The sequence below is a fragment of the Holtiella tumoricola genome (assembly GCF_027857615.1).
Classification (GTDB): domain Bacteria; phylum Bacillota; class Clostridia; order Lachnospirales; family Cellulosilyticaceae; genus Holtiella; species Holtiella tumoricola.
The window spans coordinates 16,198-40,645 of sequence record NZ_JAQIFT010000003.1; the positions used below are offsets into that span (position 1 = coordinate 16,198).

Annotated in this window: 21 protein-coding genes; 4 read left to right on the forward strand and 17 right to left on the reverse strand. The window is 33.5% G+C overall.

Going from position 1 to position 24,448, the window contains the following annotated elements:
• Positions 1-8: 8 nt before the first annotated feature.
• From PBV87_RS00170 to PBV87_RS00200, 7 genes are all read right to left on the reverse strand, one after another.
• Positions 9-917 carry a carbohydrate ABC transporter permease gene (locus PBV87_RS00170; RefSeq protein WP_271010694.1) on the reverse strand — a complete coding sequence of 303 codons (909 nt, stop codon included), beginning with the start codon at positions 915-917 and terminating at the stop codon, positions 9-11.
• A gap of 99 nt (positions 918-1,016) precedes the next feature.
• Positions 1,017-2,327: an ABC transporter substrate-binding protein gene (locus tag PBV87_RS00175; RefSeq protein WP_271010695.1), complete on the reverse strand. Its 1,311-nt coding sequence runs from the start codon at positions 2,325-2,327 to the stop codon at positions 1,017-1,019.
• A gap of 118 nt (positions 2,328-2,445) precedes the next feature.
• The gene (locus PBV87_RS00180; RefSeq protein ID WP_271010696.1) at positions 2,446-3,651 is read right to left on the reverse strand and encodes a sugar ABC transporter substrate-binding protein; all 1,206 of its coding nucleotides are present in this window, start codon (positions 3,649-3,651) and stop codon (positions 2,446-2,448) included.
• An 11-nt stretch (positions 3,652-3,662) separates the two neighbouring features.
• On the reverse strand, positions 3,663-5,180 hold the full coding sequence (locus tag PBV87_RS00185; RefSeq protein ID WP_271010697.1) for a response regulator transcription factor: 1,518 nt from the start codon (positions 5,178-5,180) through the stop codon (positions 3,663-3,665).
• 2 nt (positions 5,181-5,182) lie between these two features.
• Positions 5,183-7,000 carry a cache domain-containing sensor histidine kinase gene (locus PBV87_RS00190; RefSeq protein ID WP_271010698.1) on the reverse strand — a complete coding sequence of 606 codons (1,818 nt, stop codon included), beginning with the start codon at positions 6,998-7,000 and terminating at the stop codon, positions 5,183-5,185.
• Between the two features lie 196 nt (positions 7,001-7,196).
• Complete coding sequence (locus PBV87_RS00195; RefSeq protein WP_271010699.1) at positions 7,197-12,974, reverse strand: Ig-like domain-containing protein; 5,778 nt, start codon at positions 12,972-12,974, stop codon at positions 7,197-7,199.
• A 252-nt stretch (positions 12,975-13,226) separates the two neighbouring features.
• Positions 13,227-13,547, reverse strand: coding sequence for a hypothetical protein (locus PBV87_RS00200; protein WP_053983718.1), 321 nt, complete (start codon positions 13,545-13,547; stop codon positions 13,227-13,229).
• A gap of 162 nt (positions 13,548-13,709) precedes the next feature.
• On the opposite strand from PBV87_RS00200, the gene PBV87_RS00205 reads away from it, so the two are divergent.
• From PBV87_RS00205 to PBV87_RS00220, 4 genes are all read left to right on the forward strand, one after another.
• Positions 13,710-14,264 carry a hypothetical protein gene (locus PBV87_RS00205; protein ID WP_271010700.1) on the forward strand — a complete coding sequence of 185 codons (555 nt, stop codon included), beginning with the start codon at positions 13,710-13,712 and terminating at the stop codon, positions 14,262-14,264.
• A gap of 109 nt (positions 14,265-14,373) precedes the next feature.
• Complete coding sequence (locus tag PBV87_RS00210; protein ID WP_271010701.1) at positions 14,374-14,838, forward strand: hypothetical protein; 465 nt, start codon at positions 14,374-14,376, stop codon at positions 14,836-14,838.
• A 54-nt stretch (positions 14,839-14,892) separates the two neighbouring features.
• Positions 14,893-15,369, forward strand: a complete 477-nt coding sequence (locus PBV87_RS00215) for a hypothetical protein (protein ID WP_271010702.1) — start codon at positions 14,893-14,895, stop codon at positions 15,367-15,369.
• 674 nt (positions 15,370-16,043) lie between these two features.
• A complete protein-coding gene (locus tag PBV87_RS00220; protein ID WP_271010703.1) occupies positions 16,044-16,868 on the forward strand; it encodes a dipicolinate synthase subunit DpsA in 825 nt (274 codons plus the stop codon).
• A 115-nt stretch (positions 16,869-16,983) separates the two neighbouring features.
• Here PBV87_RS00220 and PBV87_RS00225 read toward each other — a convergent pair whose 3' ends face one another.
• The 10 genes from PBV87_RS00225 to PBV87_RS00270 all read right to left on the reverse strand — a co-directional run.
• Positions 16,984-18,063 carry a ComEC/Rec2 family competence protein gene (locus tag PBV87_RS00225; RefSeq protein WP_271010704.1) on the reverse strand — a complete coding sequence of 360 codons (1,080 nt, stop codon included), beginning with the start codon at positions 18,061-18,063 and terminating at the stop codon, positions 16,984-16,986.
• A 619-nt stretch (positions 18,064-18,682) separates the two neighbouring features.
• Entirely contained in the window at positions 18,683-19,570 is an 888-nt protein-coding gene (locus PBV87_RS00230; protein ID WP_271010705.1) for a hypothetical protein, read from the reverse strand.
• A 224-nt stretch (positions 19,571-19,794) separates the two neighbouring features.
• The gene (locus PBV87_RS00235; RefSeq protein ID WP_271010706.1) at positions 19,795-19,971 is read right to left on the reverse strand and encodes a hypothetical protein; all 177 of its coding nucleotides are present in this window, start codon (positions 19,969-19,971) and stop codon (positions 19,795-19,797) included.
• Positions 19,964-21,277, reverse strand: coding sequence for a hypothetical protein (locus tag PBV87_RS00240; RefSeq protein WP_271010707.1), 1,314 nt, complete (start codon positions 21,275-21,277; stop codon positions 19,964-19,966). The genes PBV87_RS00235 and PBV87_RS00240 overlap by 8 nt, the downstream gene beginning before the upstream one ends.
• A gap of 87 nt (positions 21,278-21,364) precedes the next feature.
• Positions 21,365-22,093: a M15 family metallopeptidase gene (locus PBV87_RS00245; RefSeq protein ID WP_271010708.1), complete on the reverse strand. Its 729-nt coding sequence runs from the start codon at positions 22,091-22,093 to the stop codon at positions 21,365-21,367.
• Positions 22,086-22,520 (reverse strand): phage holin family protein, encoded by a 435-nt coding sequence (locus PBV87_RS00250; RefSeq protein WP_271010709.1) that lies wholly within the window; start codon positions 22,518-22,520, stop codon positions 22,086-22,088. Before PBV87_RS00250 ends, PBV87_RS00245 begins: the two co-directional genes overlap by 8 nt.
• A gap of 206 nt (positions 22,521-22,726) precedes the next feature.
• Positions 22,727-22,897 (reverse strand): hypothetical protein, encoded by a 171-nt coding sequence (locus PBV87_RS00255; protein ID WP_271010710.1) that lies wholly within the window; start codon positions 22,895-22,897, stop codon positions 22,727-22,729.
• A 176-nt stretch (positions 22,898-23,073) separates the two neighbouring features.
• A complete protein-coding gene (locus tag PBV87_RS00260; protein ID WP_271010711.1) occupies positions 23,074-23,292 on the reverse strand; it encodes a hypothetical protein in 219 nt (72 codons plus the stop codon).
• Positions 23,293-23,315: 23 nt separating this feature from the next.
• Complete coding sequence (locus PBV87_RS00265) at positions 23,316-23,723, reverse strand: hypothetical protein (protein ID WP_271010712.1); 408 nt, start codon at positions 23,721-23,723, stop codon at positions 23,316-23,318.
• Positions 23,720-24,448: hypothetical protein (locus tag PBV87_RS00270; protein WP_271010713.1), on the reverse strand; the 729-nt coding region annotated here is incomplete at its 5' end. The genes PBV87_RS00270 and PBV87_RS00265, both read right to left, overlap by 4 nt.

Genomic DNA, 24,448 nt, shown 5'->3' on the forward strand with positions numbered 1-24,448 from the left:
TTTTCATCTTACATCACCTCATCATCATCAATTGCTTTAATATAGAAGAACCCTACGCAAAGCAAGATTAAAAATAGTATATTAGAAGCTGCTGCACCTTTGCTGAATTGGAACTCTTCAAAAGATAAGCGGTACGCATAGGTAGAAACAAGTTCTGTTGCATTAACAGGGCCACCTTTTGTCATAACCCACACTAAGTCAAAAACTTTAAAGGTATAAACAAACCCTAAAGTAAGTACAGACATGATCGCAGGTTTGATCATAGGAATGGTAATATGGGTCAATGTTTGCCACTTATTTGCACCATCTAAGCTAGAGCTTTCATAGATTTCATTTGGAATCGTTGTAAGACCGGTTAATATGAGCATCATATTGAACGGAATACCAATCCAAATATTTGCAATAACAATAGCAACCATAGCTGGTGTCCCTTGCAAAAGCCACTCAATAGGTTGTTCTATTAAATGAAGTTGCATTAAAAACTGGTTCACAATACCACCACTTACTGCAAACATAAATTTAAAAAGTAAACCTACAACGGTTACAGGTAAAAGCCATGAAATCATGGTTACGCCTCTAAAGAATGAACATCCTGGAAACTTCTTATTAAAAAGTAATGCAAGTCCAAACCCAATAATGAATTGGAAGAATATTGATGCAACAGTAAAGATTAATGTATTGATGATTGCTTTTAGTAATATGGAATTGGCTCCTGTAAAGAGCTCTCTATAATTTGCAAGTCCTACAAATATCTGCTCATCTGGCTTTGCAAATGTATACACATTAACATTTTTAAAACTTAAAACAATATTTTGTATCATAGGAACACCAATAAAAAAGAGCATATATAAAAGTGCTGGTAATGTAAAAGCAATACCAAGTAGTGCTCCGTTACTTAATTTTATTTTATTTTTCATGAAAAGCCCCTCCCCTCTAAATTCAATAAGGGCATCACAAAATTTGGTCTACCCACCTTTTGTGACACCCTTGTAGGCACTCTAAGCTAAAAATTTGATTTATTTAACTGCATCTACAGCTGCTTGTGTATCTTTAGCTGCTTGTTCTGGTGTCTTACTAAGTGTAAGCACTTCTTGGAATCCTTTTTGGATTGCTGATGAGTATGATGGCCAAACTGCTGATGGTCCACGTGGAATAGAGGTTTCAAGTTGTGTAATAAATGCTGCTTGAACAGGATCGTTAGTCCAGTAACCATCTTTTGCTGCTTCTGTTTTTGGAGGGAATGAACCATATTGTTTCATCGCTTCTACCATCACATTGGTTTGATCATAATATTCTAAGAAGGCTACTGCTCCACCTACATCGTCTTTATTTACAACACCCATGTTTTCTCCACCTAAGATAGATGTTGCTTGACCTGATGATGCATCTTTTTTAGGTAATACAGTTACACCATAGTTTAAGTCTGGTGCATTAGCTTCAATACCTGGTATTTGCCATGGTCCATTTTGTTGCATTGCTAAGTTGCCTGCCATAAAGTTGTTATTTACATCAGATTGTGTCCAGTTTACACATTCTTTTGTCCATGATCCATCACTGATCATCTCTTGCATAAGTTTGTAAGCATCTACACCTGATTCAATATCTGTATAGCTTCCACCTGCTGTATAAAGCCATTGTAAGCATTGGAAGGTTCCTTCATCTGTGTTGGTCCCTGCATTACCAAATCCGAAAACACCATTTTTAGTAAGGGTTTTTGCCATGCCCTTAAACTCATCCCATGTGGTGTTTTCATCTGGATAACTAAGACCTGCTTCATCAAACATATCTTTGTTATAGAAAAGAGCTGTACAGTTTGTTGCAAATGGAATACCATAATGTTTGCCATCCATCATTGTAGATTCTAATGGCCCTTGAATATATTCATCCCACTTAATATCAGAAGCCTCATCTGTAATATCTGCAAATAATCCAAGAGAAATGAAGGATGCCATACCACAACCATCTAAGATAACAATGTCAGGTAACTCACCTGATGCAATCCCTAATGTTAATTGTTTTTCATAGTCTGCAAAAGGAACATACACATGAGAAGCTGTAAATGCGTCTTGAGAACTATTAAAACCATCAATTAATGTTTGCATCATGGCTTTTTGTGCATCTGTTTCAAAGTAGTCCCAGATCACAACTTCTTTCTTTTCCTTAGTTGTTTCTTTAGGTGTTTTAGCTGATTCTGTATTGGTTTGTGTCGTTGTTGATGTTTGATTGTCTGAAGTGCCACTTGAAGCGGTTTGCTGTGAGCATCCTACCCCCATGCTACTTATGAGTAATGTGGTAATCAAAAAGGCTATTGCTTTCTTCATCTTCATAAAAAAATCCCCCTTGTAATAAATTTATCTCTCTTGCTTTGATAAGTTTATTATAAGGGGGATTATTTTTAGCTTAAACTCTAAATATTTAAGATAGGTGGAATATATTCATATGAATTTATTGTAAGTGCAAAGCTGCAGCATCTACGGTCATTTCGCCAGTAAATAGGCCATAAATACTTTCTGAAAGCTTGCCTGAAATCCCTTTCCAATTGCTAAAGGATGTTCTAGAAATACAGTCATCCATCTGCTCAACAAAGACTTGATACATCTCATTCTTATCAGCGAATGCTTTTGCTTCTTCTTTACTTGGAGGCAATACACTGGCCTTTTGGGATACACGTTGCATGACTTCTGGACGTCTATAGTAGTCTAAAAAGGTCAGTGCACCTTCCACGTTTTTTTCTTTTAAAATACATAAGTTTTCTCCACCTGTCAGCATTAAGCTCACTTCTTGAATGGGTAGGCGTACAATACCATACTCTACATTAGCTTCTTCAAGCATAGGTAAGACCCAAGGTCCATTTTCCATCATAGCAGCTTGACCTTCTATAAACTTTCTTGCCACATCATTTTGAGACCAATTAATACAGTTAATATCCATATAGGCTTGTTCTACTAATGCGTGAATTAGTTCAAAAGCCTCTTTTGTTTTTTCTCCTCCTAATGCTTCAATATCTTCTCCTGTAGACAAAATCCAAGGTAATATTTGAAACAGGGACTGTTCACCTGCTATAGCTGACATAGCAAATCCATAGCGGTCTTGAGTAGTTAATGCTTCTGCACATGCTATAAATTCCTCCCACGTACTTGGTGGTGTCAGTCCCTCTGCCTCAAAGGCCTCTTTATTATAAATAAGTGCTAAGTTATTACAACAAAAAGGTAATCCATAATATTTACCCTCATGTTCTACAGACTGCCATACATTTTCATAATACGTGCTTGTAATATCTTCTGCTTCAAAGTAATCATTCAGTTCTTCAAAAATCCCCAGTTGAATATAAGCTGGCATATCTGGATTATCGATAATCACCAAATCGGGCAATTCATTTTCTGTTACGCCCATGGCTAACCTTTTGCTGAAATCGGTCATAGGCACATACACCCAGCTGAGTAGGTAGTCTTCTTGTATTGTATTAAATTCTTCGATTAATAAATCTAAACTCTCTTTTTGTGCTTGTGTTTCATAATAAGACCATAATACAAGCTTCTCTCTTTGAGGCTCTGGTGTAACAACTTCAATGTCTTTGGCTGTGGTACATCCTACTAAAAATATGGATAAAAACAAACTCATTTTCATGATCTTCCTTGTCTGCTTAAACATATTCTTCCCCCTTATTGCTTTTGTCGAAACTCCTTAGGTGAAATCCCTTGTACTTCTTTGAAAACACGCATAAAGTATTTAGCATCACTGTACCCTACAGCTTCTGCTATTTCATAGATTTTTAAATCTGTTCCTTTTAATAAACGCTTTGCATGACTGATACGAAACTGCTTTAGAAAATTAGAAAAATTAATATTCATTTCCCTATTAAAAAGTGTACTTAGGTACTCTGGTGTCAACTCCATTTTCCTTGCCACTTCTTCAAGGGTAATCCCTTCATTATAATGATCACGTATGTAGTTGATGACTTTTAAAATGGTGTAGTTACGAATATCCTCCTTTTTCTCGTGTACATTTTGCATACTGTTTAATAAATCCATAAAGAGTTGTTGAAGCTCATTTCTTGTATAAACCTCTCCAACACGTTTTAACAAGCTCATACTTTGAATCTGATCATAAAGCTTTTTATCTATTTCTTGTACCATATGTATGATAAAAGTAATCATCTTAATATAATCATTTCTAATTTCCTCAGGAGACATTAAGTGCTGCTCAAAATAATCATAAAAAATTTCTGCTAAATCAGGCAGGTTCTCTAATTCACCTTTACAAATGGACACTTTAAATTTATTTTCTATTTCTATTGGATAGCTGTACTTCTTGAGTGTAGTGTGTGCGTGCACATTTTGCTTTAATAGATGATCATTCCCATAGGTCAAACTCAAATTTAATAGAGACTGAATACTTTGGAAGACTTCACTTAACTTTTCAAGGGTATCAAACTGCTCTACCGCCCACGCTGGTTGATATTTTTGTTCTCTATAAGGCTTAATCATATGCTGTATAAAATAGGATTCCCATCCCTCTAAGTCTTCTTCTCCTACGACTAAACAAACAAATTGCTGCAACGTTTCTACAAAGAAGGTATAGCATTGACATTCAGGATAACGCCCTATAATAGAGGGCATCCATTCCTTAAAGTGATTTTTATAGGCTACAGGTGCACTTCCCGTATATCCTACATATAGTCTATAGTGCCAGTCCTCTTTTAATGCCATTAAATGTTTGAGCTTGTGATAACTTTCTGCTTCATCTTCGCTACTTCCAAGGATAATGTCACGAATAATACTTTCACACGATCCTTGTAGCATTTTATTTTCTTTTTCAATCTCCCCTTCCATACGATTTAAAAGATTTATCACTTCTTCCGGCCCAATAGGTTTTAATAAATAATCCTTTACACCTAAACTGATAGCCTTTTTGGCATAGTCAAATTCGGAATACCCAGTTAAAATAACAGCTCGGCTCGGTACTTTTTCCTCTTTTAATTGGGTCAACATCTCTAGTCCATCCATAACAGGCATACGTATATCTGTCATGATTAAATCTGGCTTATATCTTAAACTAAGTTCTATGCCCTCTTTTCCATTTTTTGCTTCCCCTATAACTGTATGTTTGGTTTTATGACTGATTAACCTTGCTATACCTTCTCTTATTTTCACTTCATCTTCTACTATCAGTATCCGCATCTCTACACCTCTTCAAAAGGAAGTTCTAATACAATGACTGTACCCATATCTGGTATACTCTTTACATTCCAACTTGCCTTATTGCCATAATACATATACATTCTTGAAAAAGCATTTTGTACCCCTATACCTTCTTGTTTATCTTTAATCATTTCTTCAATATTGTTATATAAGTCCACTTGCTCCTTGGACATGCCATGTCCATTATCTTCTATAATGATTTGGATGGTTTTGCGCGTCTTACTCATTAAAATATCAATATGTAGTACGCCCCCTTGTTCTATGCCTTTAAACCCATGGATAATAGTATTTTCCACAAAAGGTTGGAGCAATAATTTATGAATCTTCACTTGTTTTGTTTCTTCTTCTATGTTGAGCACCCATTCAAAAACATTATTAAAACGCATTTTTTGTAAGCTTAAATATTTCTCTAACCAATCTACAACACCTTCAATGGTCACCATCTGATTACTTTTATTCACACTATAGCGTAAAATAACCCCTAGATTTCTGATCATCGTACTGATTTCATATTCATCTTTTTCAATGGCCATCCAGTTAATCGAGTCTAAGGTATTATATAAAAAATGGGGATTAATTTGAGCTTCTAATGCACGGATTTCAGCATTCTTTTGTTTATCTGTAGCTATTTTCACCGCTTCTATCAAGTCCTTAACTTTTGTGGTCATAATATTAAAGGTTTGAGCAATATGACCAATTTCATCCTCACTCTCTACAGGTACAACAACTTCTAAATTGCCTTCTTGAACTTGTTCCATACCCTTCACTACATTTTTAATAGACTTATCAATCTGTTTAACAGCAATTGTAATTAACCCGCCTGCAAATAATAATCCTATAAATCCCATAATTACATATATACTTTGAGATCTTTTTACATCTTTTAAAACATAATCTTTGTCGTAGACATTATAGTAGGTCCAACCTGTTGTTTGATCTACATAAGCATTCACAACCATATCCTGTTTTTCAAAATAGCCACTAGATTGTACCAGTGCTTCAATATCCTTTTCAGCATCCATCTGATAACCATTAAAATCTAAGTTAGGGTAGGAGACCACTCGCCCTGTGGGATCTACAATAAAATGAATACGATGGCTGACTTCGCCCGCTCCCCTTTCACCTTCACTACAAATGGTATTGAGAATACTTGAATCAATACTAATAATAGCCGTCCCAATGGCACCTTTGTTTAAATCATTAAGGTCAAAGATCTGTTTAGAAAGATGAAATAAATAGACTGGTTTACCATTATCATCATACTTCTCGGTTGGGGTTAAAATAATCCCTACCTTATCTTTCGCATTTAAATAAGGGGCTTGTTCATAAATATTTAAGCCTCTCCATACATTGCTGACAGCAGAACCTGTCTGATAGTCATAAATAACAGGCCCGCCCTCATTAGAGATAATACTTATACTTCTCATTCCTAAATCTGAATGATTATACTGCTTAAGCCTATTGTTAATATAGTTATAGGCTACAGCTTTACTATTAGGTTCATTACTGTTGTAACGCCCAATATACTCAATAACTTCATCATCTGCATTAATCTGAAGGAGTATAGTATTATAAGTATCTAGAGTAAGTTTGACACGTTCCGCCATCTGCCTTAAATTTTGTACAGCTAATTCATTAATCTGCCGTGTCATATTATTGGCGTTGATATTGTACGAAATACTTATAATCCCCCAGATTGGAATCACTACTCCAATAACAAAAGCAAAAAACATCTTAGTTTGTATCTTCCAGTTATGATACGCTTTTACATAAGATTTTTTTATAGTTTTTCTCTTCAAGTCCGTTTCCCCCTACTTTATTTATTGTAGCCTTAGATTTGTAATTTTTCAATTATTTTATAATATTTTTCACAAAATAGATATTTGATTTTTATTTAACATTATGCAACATTACTGTCTTTCTAAGACCATCTACCCCTATACCAAATAAAAACTGTTGCATCCCTATTCTTAGAGATGCAACAGTTTAAAGTAATTATTTAAGTTGTTCTATCATCTTGTAAAGTATACTACAAGCTTCTGCCCTTGTTACGACTTGAGTAGGATTAAAGCAATCTCCTTCTAAAATACCAAGTCCTTTTAATTTCTGCACAGCTTCTTTTGCATAATCTGCAATAGCTGTTTCATCTTGATAAGCTTCTACTTGTTTTTCATCAAATAGGGTCTGATCAAAACATACTAATGTATTATAGACCATAACAGCCATTTCTTGTTTTGTAATGGTATCACCTAAACCAAATTGTGTTTGTGACTTTCCATTGATAATCCCTTGAGCTTTAGCTGCTACAATGGCTTCATAAGCCCAATGTTCCTCGCTTACATCTGTAAAGTTGACTGTTTTGCCTGTTATATCAAACTGGAAGATTCTATGAAGCATCGTCAAGAACTGCTCTCTTGTTACATGATTTGCTGGTGCAAAGGTTGTTATTGTTAAACCTGTAACAACACCTCTAGCAGCTAACTCATCAATTGCCTCTTTTTCGTCTAATGTCTCTAAATCTGTAAATACAAAATCTACCTTTTCTTTAAATACGATAGGTTGAAGATCTTTAAGCACAACCTTCATTGTTTGAGTAGATGGATTATAAAGACTTAAGGCAATAGTCCTATTCTCTTGAACACACACACTATTTGCTAAATCTATATTCACATCATTTGCTTTAATTTCTACAATAATAGATTTTGCAAAGGAATAAACCATACGGCCATCTTTCTTAAGTTGAAGCTTAAAGCCTTCTTCCATCTCTACTAATTCTAATTGAATTAGACTACCTATATTTTCACCTTTAAGCTGTTCAACAGACTTCTCATTAAGGGTTACAGTATAATGTCGCCCTACACTTTGAACGACTTTACTTGTAGAAGTTTGTGTTTTATTTGGCTTACTACTTGGTCGAGATATAGAAGGTTCTTCTGGATCTGGTGTTGGATCTGGATCCGGTGTTGGATCTGGATCCGGTGTTGGATCTGGATCCGGTGTTGGGTCTGGATCTGGCGTTGGGTCTGGATCTGGCGTTGGGTCTGGATCTGGCGTTGGATCTGGATCTGGTGTTGGGTCTGGATCTGGTGTCTGTGCCTGAACTGTGATAACAGCTTTTGCCTTAAGTGGTGTGATCGCCTCACCTGCTATGGTAAAGTGAACAGTTCCTGCTACCTCAAATGTTCCAGATGTCATCAATTTTTCTTCATCATATGCATCCCAAACAACCTGATTACTTACATTATCTCGTGAACCGTCATTATAAAGTACTTCTACATGTTGAGGAAGCTCTAAAGTTCCACCAACTGGTACTGTAATATTTACTGTCTCAATGGTATTTGCCATCACATTATTATGTGTTCTTACATAGACTGTTGCATCTACAAGTTTATTGCTTCCTAGTACACTACCTTTAATATTAAAGCTACCATCTTTAGATAATTTATCTTCACTTATTTCTGGCCATGTTACTTTTGCTGTATGTTTAAGTCCATTCCCTAAGGTCATCTCAACTGTTTCTGGAAGTTTAGGTTGTTCACCTACTAAAGTTGTCACTTTAAATGAAGGCATTTTTTCAACAGGTGTTGCAAATACTCTCCATTCAGAAATTCCAGTCCAAGCTGTATCTGGTTTATAGATTACAACGCGCATTGCATTGGTTACTACAGGTTCAAAAGTTGTTGTATTGTATTTACCTCTTGAAATACTATACCCTTCTGCATGAGGTACTGGTTTCCACTCACCTGTTTCCATATCTTTGTATTCATAGACATAAGCTTTAGGAAGTAAGATTCCTCCACCATCATAGAACCAGAACATTTCTGTTTTACTTATCACTACAGGCTCTGCCCATGTATATTGTACCCATTGAGATGCACCACTTACAGCCCAGTTACCGTATTGGCCAGCCCCTGTGGAGTTAAGAGGATCTTTACCATCATTAACAGCTGATACCCTTTCCCATGGTGAACAGTAGGACGTAGATGGTGTAGCTTCTAATGCTACATTCACCTCATTAGGTGTTCCTATCGCTTCTACTTCAATACGTTTAACTGTTTCAAGATCTCCATCACTTACTACAACTTCAAGGATATATTTACCTTCTTCAGTAAAGTCTGCAACGGTTTCAAATACATTCTTACTTTCAAATGCTATTTCACCAGGCCCTTCTACTTTGCTCCAATTTGTTGTAAGGATACCTGATGGTAAAGCATCATCTTTTACTTCTGTTATCAGTACAGTTCTCAATGTTTTTCTATTATTAAGATCTTCATATGCAACAACTTCTGGTGTCTTATTAACAGCTGTTGGCGCTTCAACAGGTGTATTAAATACTTGGATTTCCTTTAACCCAACTGCATAACCTGGTTTCACCTTCATCACGACACGTAATTTTTGTGTTGAAATAGTCGGAAACTCTACATGGTTGTAATTGGCTTGTAACTGAGACTTGTATTGGTCAGGTACAACAGACCAATTCGAACCATCCCAGTATTCTAAGTAATACATATAAGGCTCACAGTAATTATTTTCATTTTTATCACTATAGAAATAAAGTTTAACGTCATTCATTGTTTGTGTACTACCAAAATCTAATTCAAACCATTCTTCACTATGGGTTGAGCCTTTAGTTCCCCAGATTGGTACATCTACAACAAACTTACTCTTACTGGAGTTAATACCACTTACACTAAAACCATTAACTGCATAGTCTAGTCTTGTTTTAGGTGCAATATAAGATGCAGATGGTGTTGCCTGAAGTGCTAAATTCTTACAGCTACCTGTATCCTCTGTTACATCAACTGCTGCTTTTTGGAACATCTCTACAACTCTTTCTTCTGTTAATTCTACACTTGCAGCATCTTTCATCGTATTCATTGGCTCATTCACAATGACTTGTGGTTTTGCTTTTCTTTCTGCTTCTACTAACTCTATAAGTTCAAGTGCTTCTTCGGGGATTGTTTCATCTTCTACTTCTTCCCTATCTTCTTCGGGTGTCGTTTCATCTTCTACCTCTTCCCTATCTTCTTCAGGGATTGTTTCGTCTTCTACTTCTTCACTATCTTCTTCGGGTGTTGTTTCATCTTCTACTTCTTCCCTATCTTCTTCAGGGATTGTTTCGTCTTCTACTTCTTCACTATCTTCTTCAGGGATTGTTTCACCTTCTGCTTCTTCACTACCTTCTTCGGGTGTTATTTCATCTTCTACTTTATCTGCATCTTCTTCTGATGTTGTTTCATCTAGGCTACTGCGTCCTTTTGCAAATAATACGGATGCCTCTCCTATGGCTGAAGCGCCTTCTTCCTCTAAGTTCTCCTCTTCTAATAATAGTTCTTCATCTAAGTCTGGGAATTCTACTTCTCCTGTTGTAGCATCCCAAATAACATGAACAAGTTGATCTATGCGGAATACTTCATCTCCATTTAAATAGATAGAATAGCCTTCTAATCCATCATCATAATAGTCTAACCCATCATCTACTGCATCCCATACAATGGTTAAGTCTTGGTCATGATATCTTAAATTGTTAACTGTAAAATGATCCCAACCTACGTCAATAGGATGAAGTTCTATTTTTTCATCAAGTCTTGGTGTTAGACCTGCAAAATCTTCGATTATCGCATAAGTATAGTTACCTAAAATATTGTGATGAATCCATGAACGATAATCTATCGTATCACTATTTTCATTGTAATTTGCCCAAAACTCATTATTATCCAGGTAATCCGTATTCCCATCAATACACTGTGCCCATGCTACCCATTCTATTAACATTTCATACATTTCAGGGCTGATGTAATCTGAATCATAGGTTTTAATAGCTCTTGAGAAAAGTCTAAAATCACCTGAAGCATTAATGTTGGCAAAGTTATTACTTCCCGCTTGCCCAGCTTGGGTTGCAGCTTGTTTATCTACTTGATTTGCTGTAAAAAATGGAAATACAGGAAATTCATTTTTATCTGCCCAATATCTAAGTGCCTCTTCATAACCTGCCTCATCTCCAGCTGGTACCAAATCCGGCTCTGCCATTGGGTAGTAGTTGTTGGTATCTTTCCAAGGGATAAACGTATCCGTCTTTACATCTCGTTGCAAGAACATTTGACTTTCTTCATCCCAAAGCTTTGTAAGAATAGATTGACGAATATTTTCAGCTAATGCATACATCTCATCTGCTTTTTCTGTGTTCCCTAGTAATTCGTAAGCTTGTGCTGCAGCTTTGGCATTACCATAAACATATGCACTTTCTGTACGTGTTTGTGTTACATCTCCACGGTCTGCAAAGTAGTGGAATGCCACAGCATCTGCATCATTCCCCGTTAATGAGGCCCAATCATATTCAATTAAGTAATCATCATTCACATCAAAACGGTCTAACTGCCCCTTCGCATCTTTCTCAGCGTATCTTGCTAAGTTATTTAGGATCTTGGTTTGCCCACCATGTACTTTATAAGTATCCATAGCGGCTTCACCAATATACTGACAATAGCTATTGTTCCAGTTATCAGGATTTCCTGGATTATCTACAAATAAAGAATCACGAGAAACTTCTCCAGCTGATATCCAATCCCCATAAGCATAGTAAGGTGTCCTTAAGTATTTTAGATCTTGCATATGTAAAGGTTGTGTCAGTACAATGGCATTGTTATATCCAAGTACACCTTCAATTGATACAGGGAATTGATAATCATTGCCCGGAATATTTGCATCTAACATATTAAAGCGATTAAGCCACCATCTATAATAAATAACCTTTTTAACATTTTCATTTGGGATATCAATGTATGGAATATTATCCGCCCACCATTTATTATAAGCTTTCATATGTTCATATTTTGCTTCACTAGAAGTGTAGCCTTTATACGTCTCATATTCTTCAGTTGATTCAGGATTTTCTTTACTTGTAAAACCCATCACAACTTTGATTGTTTGAGATTGGCCTGGTGCGAGTTGAAGGGTTTGTTTAAGCACACCTTCTTTTGCATCCATATTTTCTCCACTTAATTGAGTATATAAGGTTGTAAGTTCATTTTTTACTTTTACAATGCCTGTTAGTTCATCCCCTTCTGTTGCTTTGACATAAGGAGATTCAACGGTTACTTCAACTTCTTGATCCTCTTTGCCTGTATTGGTTAAAGTTAATAAGGTAACCGCCACATTCTCGTTTGTAATAAACTTTGTTTCCTCAACACCTATTGAACCTGATGTGAAAACACCTGACCAATAACTTGGGCATTGATAACGTTTGGAGACCTGCTCTTTTACTGCTCCTGTTGATAAGCTAATGGTATAAGCATCTTGGCCACCTTCTAACTCATGCCAATAGGCTGTTCCACCTGAAAAACCTAATACGCCTGGGTTATGTCCATACATATACAGTGAACGTCCACGAGTCATGATATCATTTCCCTCTGGATCTTGGCCTTTCCTTTCAAGTACACGGTCCATCCAATAAGATGTACCACCATCTGCTAAGTCTTTCTCATACATCCTCTCCATCATACTTCGGCTTGCATCATAAGATACAGGTTCCTCTACTAAGCCAGAACCAGTAAAGACAGGTTTTTTTATCATATAACTGCCCGATGTAGTATACTGGGTACCAAACTCATTAATTGTAAGACTGGCGGGTGTAGTTACATTTGTTCCTACTAAATCATTAAAACTTCCTGCATTCATTTCACTGGCAAATACAGTAGTCTGTGTGCTTGTTACTGTCATTACGCCCACCATTAGTATGGCTAATCTTTTTACAACGCCTTTAAATTTTTTCATAACGTCCCCCTATTCTTAAAAATTTAAACCGTTCCTTATAGTGTCTATCTTTTTATAAGTCATTGATCTGTAATAAAATTATATCAATGGAGATATAGGGACTTAAATTCTAAATTCTTAATATAGGTGTATATTCTTAAGGTAAATTTTGTCATTTACTTTTATTTTTTATTGCTCAATAAAAATAAGCCCCCTTACATAAAGTTGTACCTATCAACTTCATGTAAGGGGACTTATGGGCACTAGATTCTACTATTTAAAATAAATACTTGTCATATCTACTTTTTCTGCAACGCCTTCTTCTACTAAAATAGCTGCAATATAACTTACGATACCCGCTTTTCCTATATGAGATACAATCCATTCTCTCATACTATCCGTTTCTACTTTACCATGCCCTGCACCAATTCGAACGGTTCTTCCCTTAAAATAAGCTATAAGGTCAGCGTACTGAGTGCCTGATATGTAGAGAGAATCTTCACGATTTTCTCCATAAAAAATGGTCATACCACTTTCAAGTGTTCCTTCATATGCAAAACTTTTTTTCTTTTTTAATGTATATAATTCTTTCATATCTGTATCCTCTGTATTATATGTCTTTAACTTTAAATTCTATGAGCAAATAAAACTTCTACATTTATTATAGTACACTTATTATTATTTGTATATTTTACATTTACTTTGGTCATCAATAAGCCGATATTAATAGTAATCCTATTTATTCAGAGGTGAACAATGAAAATTGACAAATATATGCCTATTACAAATGACCGTACCCTATCTACTTCATCATCTAACAAAAAATCTGTGATCCATGAACAAAAATCTTTTCAGCACTCTATTAATAAGGTTTATGCTCACCATACCACCTATACAAAGCAAGGATTGGTTGAGACAACTACAAACAAAAAAGTATTAGCCATTACTGCTGATTATTTAGAACAGCTTCTAGCCAATGATACTTTAAATATTCAAACTGACGGGGATAAATATTGGGTCATTATTGATGATTTATTATATGAGTTTAGCATTATCCCAAAGGATTCCCATAAAGAGGACTCAAAATCCAATACTCAAGTTCTTTTAAATACTGTCCAGGAGTGTTTAGAACGCAACCAAGAACAATTAGATAGAAAATTTAAGGATTGGACTCTAAAAAAAGATATTCTTTATCCTAATCAAGGTAAAAATGCACTCATTACTCTAGATGATCTTATTGAGAAAAAGCTTGAATACCTTTCTTATTCTAAAGCTCTTAAAATTTATGAAGATGATCATGAGCATCTTTAAAATTAAACCCTTATCTATTTGAGTAAAACTTAAATCAATTTAGTTCTTACATATTTTTTTAGTTATTGCTAATCCTTATATTAAAAGATTTTTTTATATGGGGTGTATTATGAAAAAAAATTCTTTAGCTAAGTTTATAGTAATCATAACTATTCTTTTAATTCCCTTATTTTTAATGGCTTCTACACTAGATACCACTAATGATTTTAATAATTTCTATGAAGAAATTACTAGTCTCCAAAATCAACTCAATGGCATCTCTCAATCTTTATACATTTCTAATCAAAAAGGAGAATCATTAACGTCATTACAAAATAGTTTGTCCATTTATAATTCAAAAATAAAAAATCTTAGCACAAGGTTATTTGATTATGCAACAAATAGCAACCTTTCCTCTATTGATAAAATTCGTACAGAAGCTCTTATTGTAGCTACTAGACTACTTAATGACTTATACCTTATTCTAAGTGAACTTTTGATAACCGAAGATTATGAAATAGAATATAAGTTGCTTAAAGCCTTCTTTTCCGCTAATTCTCTTTTAACTCAAGGTCTTTCTTCTTTTCCTATTTAACCAGCTTAATAAGACGCAAGAATACACATATAAATTAAAAGGAGTTCTGTTAAAATGAAATTTAAACATCTATTCTTATCTTTATTTCTATGCTTGATTATCTTCTCTGTATCTATCCATGCCTCAACCACATCTAATGATGCACATAAACAAGTACTAGAAACCTATATTAGCAAATTAACTCAAATACAAAAAGAACTTTCTTCATTATCTGACGCCCTTAACGCTAAAAATTCTAAAGCTAAGTGTAATATCGGATTTAATTTTATAAATAAGCAGCTAGATGATCTACTTCAGTCTATGAACACTTACTCAGATTCATTAGCTAGCAATTCACCTGACCAAAAAGAAATATTGCTACTAATTAATGCAACCAATTTCCTTAAATGTGCCTTATTAGAATTAGATGACATTAGCTGTAATTCCTCTTCTCTTGATACGTTATTAATTTTAAAAAACTACTTTAAATTTGTAGATTTATCTGAACAACTTATTAACACAGTTAATGAGTCATTATCCTCTACTTCCTAAGAACCTATCATGTTATAGGTTCTTTTTTCTTTTTAAAGTATAGATCCTCTAACTTCAACTCATAATACTTATAGTTATATTAATTGATGTATCTCATTCAAATAACAAAAAGCAACTTGATATATACTCCTCTCAACTTACTAAAATTAAATCTGATTTATTTACTATTTCTACGACAACCAATCCAGAAGCGAATAAAGCAAAATTACAATCTTTACTAACTATCTCTTCATATCTTTCATATATAGTTGAAAAAACAAATGACTACTTATCAACTGCAGATCCATCTGACCAATATGAAACGCTAGATGCTATCTCTATTGCTAATTCTTTAGTACGTCAAATTTCTTCTTATATTACGCCCTAATAAATTGTGTAATGTATGCCTTATTATTAAAAGTTATATTCAAGAAGATAAAATTACGTCTAAATATATCTCTAGTGTAAATAAAATTAAAACAATAAAAAGCAAGTTCTATTGATAACTATAGAACTTGCTTTTCTTATTGGTATTGATACTCTAACGCCTAAAATATTAAGCGTATTATTCATTACTCTAAAAGATTTGTTTCACAATTACAAGAAATCATTTTTTATTTCTATACAGGCACAATGCCAAGCTTAGATTCATAGGTTATATTACTGACATTAATAAATAGGCAGGAGGAGATACTTTGAGCATAATTTCTATAGCCATCGTTGGTGGAGATTTACGTTTCGTTAGACTTGCTAAAATACTCTGTGATAAAGGATTTGATACTTGGGTTTATGGTATCACACATCCAGATTTGCCAAAGAATGTACATCTTGCAACTTCTCTCGAAGACATCAGCAAGTGTCAGTATATTGTTGGTCCAATTCCTTTTACAAGGGATGGGAAAAATCTTTTTACACCACTAAGTAACACAAGTATTTCTGTTGAAATGTTTATGGAAAACGTAAAAGATAGCTTTTTATGTTTATCCGTTTTGAAAAAAGATATGATTAAGCTTTTAGAAGAGCGCAACCTTAGATATAAAGACCTTCTTTCAATGGATGAAGTGGCTGTTCTTAATGCCATTCCAACAGCTGAAGGAGCTATACAATACGCTATGGAAAATAGTGAAATCACTTTAAATGATAGCAAATGCCTAGTTTTAGGATTTGGAAGATGCGGTAAGATTCTTGCACAAAAACTACATGGTATTGGTGCACGTGTTTATGTTGAAGCCCGCAAGACCCTTGACCTAGCTTTTATTGCTTCTTATGACTACGTTCCTGTTCCACTTGATGAACTAAAAAAACATTTATGGAAATTTGATTTCATCTTTAATACCATTCCAGTACCTTTCTTAGATCCTTCTTATATTGATCTATTTAAAAAAGAAGCTGTTTACATTGAACTTGCTTCTACTCCTGGTGGTATTGATATCCCATATTGTGAACAAACTGGCGTACACTACGTACCTGCTCCAAGCTTACCTGGAATTATAAAGGTACATAATTTCTACAATCACTGAACATAAGCGTTGATTCACTCTATTGAATCTATTAGTACCTTGATTACTAGCTATCAGATATCGTAGAAACAAAACAAAAAAAAAGACCCTAAAAATTTTTTAAGGTCTTTTTTATTTAAGGCAGGCATACTTGGCAGGCTGTTAAGCCTTTTGCTTTGGCCTCTTTTACAGTACTTTCAATCTTACTTTTTAATGTTTTACATGTGCCTTTATGATACTTTTTACCTGTTTTTGTAATATACACTACTGTACTATCAGCAGATGTTATTGGCTTTGTTACCACTGGTGTATTACTTATTGTAGTATTGGTAATAGTATCTATTTTAGTTACTGTAGATACTTGTGTAGCTTTCCCGTCTACTTTTTGTGTTGATGTCGTAAGTGTTTTACCATCTGTAGTGATAACTATATTTCCATTCAAATCTGTTCTATATGTTTTAATAGATTTAAGCCTTTCTGATACATCTTTATGTGGATGACCGTATTTATTATCTTTTCCACAAGTAATTATAGCAACCTCTGGCTTAATCTTATCTAAAAATTCTTGGCTAGTAGAAGTATTACTACCATGATGACCTACTTTCAACACATCAATATCTACCATTTTTTCTAAGATAGATTTCTCCACATCTTTACCTGCATCACCTGTAAATAAAAACTCATGTTCACCATTTTTATAAAACATCACTAGGCTTCTATCATTTACATCTTTTGCTTGGCTTTTTGTATTATAAAATTGGAATGTACCGTTTCCTAATGTAAATACTTTATCCTCTAATGGTACACTTGGCTGTAGTTTTTTATCTATAGCTGCCTGAACAAAGTCTTTATAAGTCTTAGTATCTGCACTACCATTTCCAATTAATACTGTACCAATATCAAAGTTTTTAATTACGGCATCTAATGCACCACAGTGATCTGCATCTGGATGTGTAAGTACTATGTAGTCAAGTTTTTTAATTTCTTGAGCTTTTAAGTAGTCAACCAAAGACTTCTCATCATCGTTCTCGGCACCATCAATAAGCATATTTTTACCATTATCTTTGATAAGAATAGCATCGCTATTACCAGTGTCAATGAAATGTACTTCGACTGATTTAATAATATTAGCCGGTTGCACATTTGCCCCAAATAAAGTAGTAGTAGCTAGTAATAATGTCATGATAAATACTAAAAATCTGTTATTATTTTTCATATTATCTCCCCTTCCTAGCTATTATAATATAGTAATTTCATTTGTCATACAACTATAGATTTAGAGCTATAGCTAATGCAACAGTTATTACAAGTATCGTTCCAAAGTAACTCATTACTAAAACTCTTCTCAAATTAAATTTATCCATAAAATAGGCCACACTCCTTTTTATTTGAGTATGGCCTATTTTTTAATTCCTAATGCAAATGATATGATGATTTAATTTAATAATATCTATATGGAACCGAGAGGGTGCTAACCTCCCGGTTCCATATAGTACTGTATTATGTACTATATGAAACACTGTTATCTTTCTACAATCTCGTCTTTCTACATTTTTGCCATCGCTACAATACCTAGCACAATAAACATCATGATACATAGCAATAACAAATCATTGTTACCGTTATTCAAGGCTATGCCTCCCTTCATAAAAGAAGATACACCTATTATTGCCACACATAAATTTATTTATACAAATAAATTATTTATAGTCTAAGCCCTACCCTTTATAATCTGTTGGTACTTCTTTGTACCCTTTTTATTCATTATCCCACTTATCAGACATAAAATAAACTAAAAGAGTAGGTACAGTACCTACTCTCAAATGATATTTTTATTATTTAGGACTACTTAGTCTAAATAATTCTTTCATAATTTCTTGATAATACGGATCTAGATGTTTCCATTCATCATTATATATGTCATGAATTATATATGCCCATTTTTCACTTCTTTTTTCTATTAATTTAATTTCATCATAGTTTATATCTATTAACTGTTCATTAAATACATAGCTTAATTTTTTTAATTTATTTTCTTCACTTAATGTAAGTATATCATTGCCTAATGCATGCAAACGTGTTACTAATCCTTTACTAATCCTTTTATTACAAGTACTTTGTTTGTAAATATGTATAAGTTTATGTATTTTTATCACAAGCGTATCTTTATTTAAATATATATTCCTACCATACTCTTTTAATTTTGCTATTTTAATTCTTCTAGTTTTAAACCTATAATACCCTGATAGATTTAGTAATATCATCCTTGTATCTTCTAATTTAGTGAACCGATAGGTTCCTTTAAATGCATTTAATATATATTCTTTAGCCTTTACCTTACCATTAATAGAATCATATTCTCCATCTTTAAGAATTGATTTGTTATCTTCTAGGACTTGATTTAAGCAATAAAGAATTCCAAACTTTAATTGATAATATGCAATATTAGCACTTGAAGCTATTTCCCTATTATAACTATCTTTCTCTTGATTAGATGATAATTTATAAACAGAATAACTAAAGTATGCAGTTACTAAAATCCCTAGTATATCAAATATCGAATCAAAAACATTCGAATATGTAGGTAAATCTATAGTTTCTATTAAATAGCTTCCATTTATAAACTCCTCAAAATATGGGATCATCAGACTAAAAACAATATAAAGATATCCTAAACACATTAGTAAAATAACAAAAAATATTACCTTATAAAAATTTTTCATATAACCATTCTCCTAATTAGCATCTATAAAATATTCATTAGCAACAACAATACTTAATTTAAGCTGAGTGCATTAAACCGATAAATATATATTACTACACCATACTCACTATTTTTTATAGAGAGCATTTTCATAAAGTTTATCATATATATTATATAAAATCAGTATTTCAATAAAAATAAAGGCTAAGTCTTAAGACTTAGCCTTTATTTTTATTGAAATAACTAATTCATATATTTAGCTTTATTATTTTGACATTTACTTTGGGTAGTGATACTATCATCTATATTAACAATTTTAAACTTCTCCTTCTTTGAATCTTCATTCTTTCTATAATATATCTCACCTATAATTCCTATACATTCTTTACTTTCTTCTTTATTACCTGAAAATCTAATCATTAAAATCCCTCCTTACATATTGACAATCCTTTGTAAAATAATGATTATTCAGTTTAGACTCAAAATATTCCTTTCTTTTAATCCAAATAAATCCTTCACCTTTTGATATTATAGCAACATCTATCGGACCACCTACAGTTTCAGTGTCCATACTCATTTTTCGTTTAAAAGAAGTTAGACTAACCAACGTTTCTGCCAGTTCAGCCATTTGTTGCTTATCCAATGTTTTTACCATCTGTATGAAAGGTTCAATATGTCTATCTTGTTGAGTTTCTTGAAAATCTTCAATGACAGACTGTAATATACTTTGCCCAAGTGTATCAATAGCCTGTTCTTGTTCTTCATTAAGTTCTGCATTTTGTAACTTCATATGCTGACATACTTCTTTATAGCGTATACTTAATGGTTCTATTATATCATTTAGACTTTCTATAAGTTTTCCACGTAACTCTGGATTTATTCCTGTTAGAAAAGTATGTGCCATTTCACTTTGTGCAAATGTCATTATAGCTGCATCATTTTTATCTTGTTCAAGTTGGCATCCTATTTCTGTTGAATCAATTAATTTATACTTTAAATAATCTCCTAATTTAAGTTCTATCTCATATTCATAGATACTAGGAAAAATTTCTTCTTCACCATATCCTGCTATTACAATACCTGTTTTGTTTGAAGAATATATATCACTCAATGTCGCTTTCATCATATATTTTATAATGCTATCCAATTCCTTTTCATCTAACGGGATTTTCTCCATATTAATATTATTGGTTACAATACTTTTAAAATCAATATAATAATCCATTATATCATTTGAATTATTAGTATAAAATTCCCCTAAATGGTTATCTATAAAACTTGAATATTTATTTGTATTATCTAAAATAATTTCTTTTAAAATGCTAGGATTAACATCTGTAATTTCTTTCAATATTCGGCTTGTACTATCTAAAATAATTTCTAAATGTGTCAGTGCCACTCTTAAAATAGAGTGCCTTATTTCAAGTACATTAAACTGATTGTATTCATTAACAAATTTAAAAAAATCATTAGCATAATCTACCAAGTTAGAGTACTTATTTGAACAACACTTCTTTCTATACTCTTTAATTAAGATTTCCCAAGGTATACCTAAAAATTCAGCATTATTGTAAATCATAATTCCAACAGGTGCATTATTTGATAGTGTAAAAAGCTTTTCTGCTGTATTGAAAGCTTTGATGTTTTTACCATATCCTACTGTTACAGCGCTGTCTGTAGCTAATGCTACACATTTCTTGTTTATTACTCCTATTTGAGCTGTCATCTATTTTCCCCCTAATTAAAATGTTTATAACATTATTTTATATTATTTAGCGTTTTATGACAATAAAAATAAGTTAGTCCAAAATGACTACCCTAAATAATTACTTACCTTAACAATTAAATCTCTCACATTCTTCTCTGTATACTTCTTATCTTTCCAGATAGCTGGTGAACTAATAATCTTAGCTTCTACCATCTTAGTTACTGCAAGATCATATCCACCTACATCAAACAGTCTAATTCCTATCTTACTAATAAGTGCTGGTACATTCTTTAAATTAATTCTATCTAACCTATTCCAGCTTGCATCATTTATCTGTATCCCACTATCAATGATTTTAGTCACTGCCTTTTTGAGTTCTCCATCTTCTTTCATAACCGGCTCTTTCCAACCTTTAGGCACTTGAACATGTGGTGAGTCTCCAAAAGCTCCTCCCCATTCTAATCCTAAGTCAGATACAATCTTTCCACACTTATTAAAGAAAGTTTTATCACTATACTCTTGGCCTTTTACATTCTTACAGAAGTCAAAAGCCATACCATCTAAGTGATTACTATCTAAAGTCCAAGTAACTTGCTTCTGTGATGGATTAGCATATTTGTCAGCAAACGTTGCAGGTACCCCCATAGCTTTTGCCTGTGCTACTGTTCTACCTTGGCATGCTAAATAATATTGTCTTTCTCTAGTTCTTAATGTCTCTACTATGAGCACATTTAACTTTTGCCTCTCGCATTCTTCCATAAAAAGAGCACAAGCTTTTTGAGCCTGTGCTGATAGTTGTTTTATATCTCTACATTGTTTTATTAAATTACTCATTTTCATTTGCCTTCCCTTCATCTGCTAATCTATTTTTAACTTCGAGAATATCCACTAAAACTTTAGGAACTTTCACTCCTAATAAAGCTGCATTTTCAATAATAGAAATACCCTCTGTTGTAATATAAAACCAAAGTGTTGCTGTTCGAATCATTCCAGCTGTATTAAACATCTGGTCACATACATTAGCTACAATTAAGACCATAAACATATTTCCTTTTTTCTCTAATCCTTCAGCTGCAGCTTTAGAACTCAATCCACCATTTGGGGTTTTATCACTTTTCCCTCTATAGGCTTTTCTCAATCCCAACCCAAAATCAACAATTGATAATATAATCAAAAAAATTATAAGTTTGTCAAGTGCTCCAAATAAAAATGTAGCACCTATGCTTAGAGATACATACAACCATTCTAAAAATTTTTCCACCTTCTATTCTCCTTTCGCTCATCGGCAAAGCCTGTCATGGGCACAAAAATAGCATTTCTTGAAGAGATGCTTTAAATTGAATGTTTATTTTTATAAAGTTTGTGCTATAATATGGGTATAAAAAAAGCACCAGTGCTACCAACACTGATGCTTCCCTGAATGTTTTATATTTGGGGCTATGAAATCAATAACTTACTTAATTTGTATTATTGATTAGAACTGTCATCTTTTCCGGGTGGACAGTTCTTTTCTTTTGCACTCATTTCAAATTCTATGCCTTTAAGTCCAGCTTTAAACTTGACTTTAGCAACAAAAATGTCTTTTCTCATAAGATAGATAACCAATGCTATCACACTTATCATCTTTAGTACATCCATCATAGCACCCCCTTCCTGCTACGTCGTAAATAACTCTACTTCATAGCCCTCCGGAGGGTAACATACAACCCCCGTGCCACCCTCTGCACGGTTTTATTTTACTTGCTTATTATAGCACACATCTTTAATTTTGAATATAAAAAATACACCTTCTCAGGTGCTCTCAAATCATTCTTTTATTCTATTAACCCAAGTTCCTTTTTGACTTCTTCTTGATACTTTTCTGGAATAACCTTTTCCCCTATTCCTTCTAACTGCCATTCATAATCAGCAACTAGTACTACACAAATCTCTGTTTGTTGTGCAGCTGGACACTTTTCTACTTTCTTTCTTCCTGCATCTACTAATCTTGCATTTGCTCTTACTTGTACTGGATATTGTGCTGTATCAATCATTGTGATACCTCCTTTGAATTATTTTAAGCCCTTTGGCTTAATAACTGATTAAGTTTTTCATCTATAGATGTTAGTAACTCCATGAGTAGTAATGAATCATCACCTGCAGTTGTTATCTTCCCATTTGTATCTAAACTCAATTCCATGCTCATTAGACTATCTTCTCCACTTTGTAGGCATAATCCATGAGTTCTTTCAATGAGTGCTCTCTCTGTTAATGGTTTCTTACCAAGTCTTTCTAAATTCACGCTCTGCAGTTCTTGGTGATATACCAACTTATACATATAGTCATCTTGTGGCACTATAGGAATAACTATATCGTCAGGAACTCTAATACATCTTGGATCATCCATATACTCCTCAAGACTTTTTACCGAATTATCACTGTGTGACCATAATACTGTGTTCTCATCACTTACATAAATAATCATAATACAACCTCCGTTCCCAAAATTTTAAGTGTAGCTGTTCCCACATACCAGCCTGAGAAATATAAACATTGTCCCTCATGTACATACATATCAAATATACAGTTTTTATTATTATTCACTGCTTTGTGACCAATCTCCATAACTGTTTTCATAGTCATGTACGTTGGTGAGCCTACATTATGTATATTAGTATTTAAGGGAAGTCCTTCCCAACTTGTATAAGAGCTATTCATTCCATGACTAGATGATAATGTAGCCTGTACATCTGGATTGGTGTAAACAGTAATTCTTGAGTTATCTGTACCATTTGTAGTTAGGAAACAAACTCTAATTACACCTGACCTTTTAGCAATAAATCTTCCCATGTAGCTCTGAGCACCATTGCTAAAAGCATAAGCTGTACATAAGGTAGCTAACACATTGCTTGCATGTGGTTGATACACTTTCAGTCCACTTGTCTCTGCTGTAATATGATTTTTAATAATATCTCTAGCAGAATTTACTGCAGTAGTGATATTTGCCTGAGTTGTACTCATACTTTGATTAAGATTATCTAATTTAGCACCTCTAGCATCTGTCCATACACTCTTTTGAGGCAATCCATCTACTTTAGAGGTTACATGATTCTTAGTTGCTGTATGTTGGTTTGTTACATGTGTTGTCAAAGTGCTTATTGCATTTAAAATAGCTGTTTTAGCCGAAGTAATCCATTCATTAATTAGAGT

Coding starts and splice junctions, on each gene's coding strand:
- PBV87_RS00170 (WP_271010694.1), bottom strand. CDS start 917: ATGAAAAATAAAATAAAATTAAGTAACGGAGCACTACTTGGTATTGCT.
- PBV87_RS00175 (WP_271010695.1), bottom strand. CDS start 2,327: ATGAAGATGAAGAAAGCAATAGCCTTTTTGATTACCACATTACTCATA.
- PBV87_RS00180 (WP_271010696.1), bottom strand. CDS start 3,651: ATGTTTAAGCAGACAAGGAAGATCATGAAAATGAGTTTGTTTTTATCC.
- PBV87_RS00185 (WP_271010697.1), bottom strand. CDS start 5,180: ATGCGGATACTGATAGTAGAAGATGAAGTGAAAATAAGAGAAGGTATA.
- PBV87_RS00195 (WP_271010699.1), bottom strand. CDS start 12,974: ATGAAAAAATTTAAAGGCGTTGTAAAAAGATTAGCCATACTAATGGTG.
- PBV87_RS00200 (WP_053983718.1), bottom strand. CDS start 13,547: ATGAAAGAATTATATACATTAAAAAAGAAAAAAAGTTTTGCATATGAA.
- PBV87_RS00205 (WP_271010700.1), top strand. CDS start 13,710: ATGAAAATTGACAAATATATGCCTATTACAAATGACCGTACCCTATCT.
- PBV87_RS00210 (WP_271010701.1), top strand. CDS start 14,374: ATGAAAAAAAATTCTTTAGCTAAGTTTATAGTAATCATAACTATTCTT.
- PBV87_RS00215 (WP_271010702.1), top strand. CDS start 14,893: ATGAAATTTAAACATCTATTCTTATCTTTATTTCTATGCTTGATTATC.
- PBV87_RS00225 (WP_271010704.1), bottom strand. CDS start 18,063: ATGAAAAATAATAACAGATTTTTAGTATTTATCATGACATTATTACTA.
- PBV87_RS00230 (WP_271010705.1), bottom strand. CDS start 19,570: ATGAAAAATTTTTATAAGGTAATATTTTTTGTTATTTTACTAATGTGT.
- PBV87_RS00235 (WP_271010706.1), bottom strand. CDS start 19,971: ATGATTAGATTTTCAGGTAATAAAGAAGAAAGTAAAGAATGTATAGGA.
- PBV87_RS00240 (WP_271010707.1), bottom strand. CDS start 21,277: ATGACAGCTCAAATAGGAGTAATAAACAAGAAATGTGTAGCATTAGCT.
- PBV87_RS00245 (WP_271010708.1), bottom strand. CDS start 22,093: ATGAGTAATTTAATAAAACAATGTAGAGATATAAAACAACTATCAGCA.
- PBV87_RS00255 (WP_271010710.1), bottom strand. CDS start 22,897: ATGGATGTACTAAAGATGATAAGTGTGATAGCATTGGTTATCTATCTT.
- PBV87_RS00260 (WP_271010711.1), bottom strand. CDS start 23,292: ATGATTGATACAGCACAATATCCAGTACAAGTAAGAGCAAATGCAAGA.
- PBV87_RS00265 (WP_271010712.1), bottom strand. CDS start 23,723: ATGATTATTTATGTAAGTGATGAGAACACAGTATTATGGTCACACAGT.